This window comes from Streptomyces sp. ISL-96 (genome assembly GCF_018614035.1).
Lineage (GTDB): Bacteria > Actinomycetota > Actinomycetes > Streptomycetales > Streptomycetaceae > Streptomyces.
Window position 1 is genome coordinate 1 of record NZ_JAGGPA010000065.1, and the last position, 6,715, is coordinate 6,715.

At 66.7% G+C, this 6,715-nt stretch carries 6 protein-coding genes and 1 pseudogene; 2 read left to right on the plus strand and 5 right to left on the minus strand.

Going from position 1 to position 6,715, the window contains the following annotated elements:
- Positions 1-237 (minus strand): annotated as a pseudogene (locus J7E96_RS31595) (phosphotransferase); the annotation flags it as partial.
- 109 nt (positions 238-346) lie between these two features.
- Positions 347-1,237, minus strand: coding sequence for a phosphotransferase enzyme family protein (locus tag J7E96_RS31600; RefSeq protein ID WP_215136432.1), 891 nt, complete (start codon positions 1,235-1,237; stop codon positions 347-349).
- Between the two features lie 450 nt (positions 1,238-1,687).
- On the opposite strand from J7E96_RS31600, the gene J7E96_RS31605 reads away from it, so the two are divergent.
- Entirely contained in the window at positions 1,688-3,082 is a 1,395-nt protein-coding gene (locus tag J7E96_RS31605) for a helix-turn-helix transcriptional regulator (protein WP_215136424.1), read from the plus strand.
- Positions 3,024-3,725 (plus strand): 2'-5' RNA ligase family protein, encoded by a 702-nt coding sequence (locus J7E96_RS31610; protein WP_215136426.1) that lies wholly within the window; start codon positions 3,024-3,026, stop codon positions 3,723-3,725. The genes J7E96_RS31605 and J7E96_RS31610 overlap by 59 nt, the downstream gene beginning before the upstream one ends.
- Here the strand turns inward: J7E96_RS31610 and J7E96_RS31615 are convergent.
- The 3 genes from J7E96_RS31615 to J7E96_RS31625 all read right to left on the minus strand — a co-directional run bounded on the left by J7E96_RS31615 (position 3,700) and on the right by J7E96_RS31625 (position 6,633).
- The gene (locus tag J7E96_RS31615) at positions 3,700-4,191 is read right to left on the minus strand and encodes a LuxR C-terminal-related transcriptional regulator (protein WP_215136428.1); all 492 of its coding nucleotides are present in this window, start codon (positions 4,189-4,191) and stop codon (positions 3,700-3,702) included. The two genes, J7E96_RS31610 and J7E96_RS31615, sit on opposite strands and share 26 nt — an antisense overlap.
- Positions 4,192-4,466: 275 nt before the next feature.
- The gene (locus J7E96_RS31620; RefSeq protein WP_215136429.1) at positions 4,467-5,993 is read right to left on the minus strand and encodes an amino acid permease; all 1,527 of its coding nucleotides are present in this window, start codon (positions 5,991-5,993) and stop codon (positions 4,467-4,469) included.
- 58 nt (positions 5,994-6,051) lie between these two features.
- Positions 6,052-6,633 (minus strand): hypothetical protein, encoded by a 582-nt coding sequence (locus tag J7E96_RS31625; protein ID WP_251070727.1) that lies wholly within the window; start codon positions 6,631-6,633, stop codon positions 6,052-6,054.
- Positions 6,634-6,715 lie beyond the last annotated feature (82 nt).

A 6,715-nucleotide genomic window follows, 5' to 3' on the forward strand; every position in this document is an offset into this window, starting at 1 on the left:
GACTTGAAATCTTCCGGCCCGGCAGAACTCAGACATGTCCCATGCTGAGCGAGCCGCATGTACAGCGGCGGCCGACGCGTACTCCTTGACGAACAACCGCTGACCACCTGTCGTCAGGACGCGCCGGTTGATGGTGTCGGTCCCCATCGGCACCGGCTCGATTGCCTCGACCGTCAGCCCGTAGCGGTCTGCCAGTACATCGGCCGCGAGGTCGTCACCCCAGTCATCGTCGATCATGCTGTTCTCCGCTTTCCGTATCGCGAAGGGCGACACGCGGTGCGCCCCGTGAGCGCGTTGTTCTCCAGGAGTACGCCGTTGGTGGAGAAGTGGGCACCGGTGAACGTGCTCATCGGCTCCTGCCCTCGCGAATGCGGGCGTGGTGCTCGACCTGGAGGTGCCGCAGCATGGTGTGGGCCTCGTCGACGGATCCAACGTCGTGGTGCTCGATGCCCCAGCGCAGGGCGCTCAGCGCATCGAGCGCGGCGTACGCGGAACATGCCTGGCGCTCCCCGGCGGTGAGCGTGCGCCCGTAGCCTGCCTCGAACGCCGCTTCCAGATCAGGCCGGCCACGCAGGATCCGGTAGCGGAGGCGGGGAAGATCCCGCCACACGGCGGGCTCGATACAGGTCCGCTCGAAATCGATGATCCTCAGCCGTTGTTGCGCCTGATCCCACAGCCAGTTCCGAGGCATGAAGTCGCCGTGCGACACCACGCGAGGCAACTCGGCGGGCGTGTCCGTGGTGATCGAGCGGAGCATCGCCACGTCGTCGGCAGCCAAGTACCGGGCCGCGTCGGCGAGCATCTTCTCGACGCTCTCACCCCAGCTTCCTGTATGTGAGGCAGGGTCGGGCTGTCCAGTCTCTGCGGCATGGAGTCGCGCGAGGAGCTGCCCGGCTTGGCGGTACGCCTCCTGCTCCTCCTTCCTGTCCAGCCGGAGGTGGCGGACAGGCCGGCCGGGGACTGCGGTGATCACGATGGCGCGTGCTTCGTCGTCCACGGCGCGCAGAACGGGAGCCCGGTCCCTCCCCAGTGCGGCGGTCCAGCCGTGCTGATAGGCGTGAACTTCACGCCGGTGCAGCTTGGGGCCTTGGGGGTTCTGCTTGGCGAACCATCGTCGTCCGCTCGTGCTTTCGATCTCCCACACGAAGGGCCGACCATCGCCGGGTGACGAGTGATCGGCGACGACGCGGAACCTGCCGGTCACCGAAGCCACCAAGTGGTGGACCGTCTCAGGCATGTCGGTCACAGTGGTGCGTCCTCCTCCGTACGAAGCCAGCAACACCACCATGCGTAGTCGACTGATCGCACGTAGTGCTGTCCCGTGGGTGCGTAGCTTGCCAACCTCCACTGACAATCCAGCCCGGCAGGCTTCTGAGCGAGCCGAACAGGCTGGGCGCCAAGGGGACGTCCATGTGCCCGATGCTCTGTGGTGACGGGCAATCAAGGATGTGGCGGAAAGCCAGCGTTCGCCCATCCGCCTGGTGATATCACTGGGGTGATTGCGCCCAATGACGATCCCCAACCAGGATCTCGACTCTGGGGGGAGATACCAGTGGCCCACGAGCAAGAGCGTCGATGTACCCGGTGCGGCAATCCCCTGAGCCGGTACAACAGTGAGACGCGATGCGCCGGCTGCGCCCGGTCCGTCGGTAACGAGCCTGTAGCGTCGCCGAGGGTTCCAGATCAAGTGTGGGAGAACCGAGATGTATCCGCGGCCCTGGCCGCCTGGGACTTCGGTGCAGCCTTCCGGCTGATCCGCCAGATCACCTCCCTGCGCCAGGAGGACATGTCGGCCATCACGGGCCTGAGTCAATCCTTTCTGTCGACACTCGAGTCAGGCACACGTCGTCTGGTCAACATCGACAAGATCATCACCGTCCTCCAGCAAATGGGCGTGCCCCCGCACGTCGCGCCGATCCCCATCCCGGGGGCCGCGCCCCCGAATGGGCTTCAGGCCCGCGGCGCGCAGCCCACCCTGATCCCCGCTCCAGCGTGGGAGAACCCGCTGGACATCGCGAAGAGGCTGAGCGCCACCACCGCCTCCAACGTTGATCCCGCGACGGTCGCACTCCTGGAGCAAGGCGTAGCGGATCTCGTCGACCGCTATGAGACCGAAGGCCCCCTGCGGCTGGCTCCCGAAGCCGTCGACCTCCGCAACTTCGTCCAGGACCGGCTCGACGGACGACAGCCGCCCCGGCAGCGCGAGGCGCTCTTCCGGCTCGCAGCCCAAGCCTCAGGCCTACTCGGTTACATGGCCGTGAACGCCGGCCGGGAAGCACTGGCCGAGGCCTACTGCGCAGAGGCTGAGGAACTGGCGAAGGAGATTGCTGACCACGAGCTGATCATGTGGACACACGGCACGCGATCACTCAACGCCTACTACGCGGGCCACTACGACCGGGCCGTTCACTGGGCTGACATGGGGCTGGCGATCGACCCGACTCATCCCCAAGCCATCCGACTCCAGGCCAACGGTCTCGCCAGGGCCCTGGGCAAGCTCGGAGACCGTGCAGGCGCCGAGCGTGCGATCGCAGCAGCAGAAGACCTCAGCAGCCGGCACACCGTTTCCGCGGGACTGACCTCCTGCATTTCGTTCGAGCCCTACGGCAGGGCCCGGACGCTGGCCAACGCCGCGACTGTTCACGTCGCGCTCGCCAACGCCCCACGCGTACTCGACTATGCCGACCAGATCGACGAACTAGTCGAACAGTCCGACTCCGCCTGGAGCCAGGCCCTCGTTCGCCTGGACGTCGCCACCGCTCTCCTGGCAGGCTCGCGCCCGGACGTCGAGCACGCCATGGTCCTGGGCCGACAAGTTCTCGAGGCCGGTGGCGGGCCACCGATCCGCTCCGTGGTGCAGCGCGCGGGCGAACTTCACTCCCAGGCCACCGAGTGGAAAGACGTAGCCGTCGTCAGGGAGTACGCCGATGCCCTACGCTCCTGGCAGTCCACACCGCAGACGAGAGAACTGGCGAAGTCTGCCAAAACGTCACACCCGACGGAGCGCAGGAGAGGGGCAGCGGATGCAGCTCACGGCAGACCCGGGCGCCTTCCCTCCCAGCCCTCCACCCAGCACCAGTGACGCGTCGGTGATCGCGGACCACGACTGGGCCGCTTTCGCCAACGTCAAGGAAATGACCAACCACTGGGACCGGCCCGGCTGGACGTCCTCGACCCGCGCCTATTACTGGATGCTCACCTTCCCCGACGCGACCCCCCTCATCAAACAGGCACGTCAGTGCCAGAGGGAAGTCCGTGCCCTCGGATTCGACGCTGTCGACGAAGACGCGCTGCACCTGACGCTGGGACGCATCGGACCCGTGGAACAGATCGCACCCAGCGAGCTGGACCGCTTGATCGCTACGGCACGCGAGGCAATGCCTGATGCCTTCACCCTCAACGCGGTGCCGCTCACAGCATCCCGCGGCGCGATCCGCTACAGCGTCGCCCCATGGACCCCCGTCATCGAGTTGCACGCAGCCCTCGGCCGGGCCGGTGCCGACGTCGGGCTACCGCTGAAGAAGCCGACGTCAGCTCTCCGACCGCACATCGGCATCGGGTACAGCAACCGCCGCATGCCCGCGAACATCGTGCGCGACGCTGTGCAGCCCCTGCGTGCCCTGGACTCAGTGAACGTTCCCGTACACCGAGTCCAGTTGGTAGAACTCCGACGTGAAGGGCGCGCCTATCGCTGGGACGTCACCCACGAACTGGAACTGTGCTGAGGAAGCCCGCAGGCTTCACCTCGAGAGACTCGTCGATCCACCCATAGCGCCAGCCCTGAGCGACGAGATGGACATCGTTCTCGGCCCCCGCACGGTCACGCAAGAGTCTCAGACGGCTCCTCGCAGTATCCCGGGAGAACCGACACACGTCAGCGATCTCCTGGACTGAAGCCCCACAAGCGACCATCTGCACCATCTGGAGCTCGTGATCCTCCAGCACGCCGTCGAAGACCGCACGCTCGGGTCGCCGCAGCTGTTCGGTGCGATAGGCGGTGTGGAGGAGCGGGGCGCGACCGCTGACGCCGGCCCGGCGGCCCATGGCCTGTACCTGTGTCCCCAAGGTGCCGATGGTGATATCCAAGTCGAGGGCCACACTCGCGCTACTGGCGCCGGTCGCCAGTTTGGCGAGGATGCGGAGGTGGGCCGGCGTGAATGCGGCAGGAACGGCGCCGGGACGTGCGGTCATGGAACCTCAGTCCTTCCCAGTGGGATGTTTGTTCGGATAGGTGTCGATGTGGCTGGCTGCTGCGGAGGCGGGAACGCAGCCGATACGGCCTCAGAGCCTGCGGAGCGGCCTCTGCTACTCGCCGCCCCACAGGCTCTGAGGCCAGACGGCCTGATGCATGACACCTCGAGATGAGAGCGGTGCATCTTCCAGACGGGCGCGTCCTGGAGCCTGTGCTCGTTGCAGTGCGTCCCAGACGGCCCGCCTACCGGGACATCAGATGCTCAGCCCGAGCATCACCGGCCCGCCCTCTGTTGTGCCGGGGCGAGGGGAGTGGTGTTCCGCGAGCGGTTCGGGTTGAGGAACCACTTGCGGGCGGAGATGAGCCACCAAGTGCCGGAGAAGGCCAGCACCACGCCCACGGCGATGGGAGCGTAGTTGAAGGTCTCGATGGTCACCGGGGCGGACTGGGGCAGCATGAAAAGTACGGTGATCAGCGCGACCCAGGCGACGGCGAGCACGCCGACGGGCTTGGACCAGCGGCCCAGGTGCCAGGGGCCGCGCCGGAAGGTGTCGCCCTGGCGCAGGCGCAGGAGGGTGGGCACGACGTAGGCGATGTACAGGCCGATCGTCGCGATGGACGTCACGGCGGCGTATGCCGTGGTGTTGAAGAGGTAGGGCAGTCCGAGGACGAATGCGCCGCCGGCGGCCAGCCAGACCGCGTTGGTGGGGGTGCGGGTGCCGGGGTGCAGTCTGAGCCACACCTTGGAGAAGGGCAGGGCACCGTCGCGGGAGAAGGCGTAGATCATGCGCGAGTTGGCGGTCACGGAGGCCATGCCGCAGAACAGTTGGGCGCCGATGACGATGAGCAGCATCAGCTTGCCCGTGCTCGCTCCGAGCGCGTCGAGGAAGATCTGCGCAGGCGGCACTCCGGTCCCAGACTCGAGGGCGCCGGCGTAGGACTGGATGGCGAACGTCAGGCCCAAGAGCAGGACGAGGCCGGCGGCCCACGAGACCAGGATGGACCGAACGATGCCCTTCGGTCCCTCGACGGAGGCGTTCTTCGTCTCCTCAGTCATGTGGGCGGACGCGTCGTACCCGGTGAACGTGTACTGGGCCATCAGCAGGCCGATGAGACCGACGTAGACGGCGGAGCCCCAGCCCGTGTTGTTGACGAACTCGGTGAACACGAAGCCGGGGGACTGGTGCCTGTCGGGGACGGCGAGCAGCGCGCCGACGATCACCACCACGCCGATCAGGTGCCACCAGACGGACACGGTGTTGAAGAAGCCCACGATCCGCACGCGAAACGTGTTCACGACGGCGTGAAGCAGCAGGATGAGGCCGAACAGGACGATCGTGTGGCCGGGCGTGGCGGCGTAGCCGAACTGGAGGTTCAGGTACGCGTTGAGGAATGAGGCGGCTCCGAAGTCGATGCCCGCGGTGACAGCGACCTGCCCGAGGGTGTTGAACCAGCCGGTGAACCAGGCCCACGCCGGAGCGGATCTGCGCGGGGCGAGCTTGTGTGCCCAGAAATAGAGGCCGGCGGAGGTCGGGTAGGAGGAGCAGACCTCCGCCATGGACAGCCCGACGAAGAGGGTCATCAGGCCGACGAGCGCCCAGCCCCACATGATCAGGGCGGGCCCGCCGGTGTTCATGCCGAAGCCATACATGGTCAGGCAGCCGGACAGGATGCTGATGATCGTGAACGAGACGGCGAAGTTCTGCCGCCCGGACATGGATCGGTCCAGGGTCTGGGTGATGCCGAGTTCGGCGAGGCGTTCCTCCTCGGACGGGGTGACGCTCGGTATGTCCAGAGGCATGGGGATGCCCTCTCGTGTCGATGGTCAATGGGGAACAGTCGGGAGCGGTACGAGGTGATCAGCGCCGCCGCGGGTACGGCGCGGACGCCTTGACCGCCCAGGTGCGGTGTCGCGAGAACAGCGTCTGGGCGTCCCCGCAGTAGGTCCACGGCACATCGGTGGCGTACAGGCCGATCGAGTCGAAGACTTCAGCGGCTTCCCTGTGGCGATTCGCGAACGACAAGGCGTGAGCGAAATAGTTGGCGTCCTCGTAGAACGCGGCGTGGGGTCGAGCAGGGGCCCGATAGGCCCACCAGTGGTCCCATGCCTGCTGGGTCGATGGATTGTCCGTCCACGGATGGACCGTCAGGCCGTACCGGTCGCCGTCCTTCTCCATCCGCTGACGGTGGGACTCGGCGAGCGCGACCAGGGGAAGGGTGTGCAGGGGCAGGCCTCGGGGAGCATGGGCGCACCGCTCCTGCGCCCAATGGAACATCTCGCCGCCCGTCCCGTGCCAGGCGGGGAACATGTAGGTGAGGAGTTCGTGGTGTGCCTCCCGGTTCCACTGGTCACGCTGCTCCACCTGCTCCCACACCTGTCGAACAGTGGCCCGCCACGCCTGATCGCGAGTGGGGGAATGGAAGCGGAGCAGGGCGAGCATGGGTTGCGTCCATGGAAGTGGTGTACGGGTTCGACCTGATCCGGGGGTTTGCTCCGGCGTCGGGATGGTGCCCGCATAGTTG

What these genes read in the sequence shown, in the direction of transcription:
- J7E96_RS31600 (WP_215136432.1), bottom strand. Translation starts at nt 1,237, where the DNA reads ATGCCTGAGACGGTCCACCACTTGGTGGCTTCGGTGACCGGCAGGTTC.
- J7E96_RS31610 (WP_215136426.1), top strand. Translation starts at nt 3,024, where the DNA reads ATGCAGCTCACGGCAGACCCGGGCGCCTTCCCTCCCAGCCCTCCACCC.
- J7E96_RS31615 (WP_215136428.1), bottom strand. Translation starts at nt 4,191, where the DNA reads ATGACCGCACGTCCCGGCGCCGTTCCTGCCGCATTCACGCCGGCCCAC.
- J7E96_RS31620 (WP_215136429.1), bottom strand. Translation starts at nt 5,993, where the DNA reads ATGCCTCTGGACATACCGAGCGTCACCCCGTCCGAGGAGGAACGCCTC.
- J7E96_RS31625 (WP_251070727.1), bottom strand. Translation starts at nt 6,633, where the DNA reads ATGCTCGCCCTGCTCCGCTTCCATTCCCCCACTCGCGATCAGGCGTGG.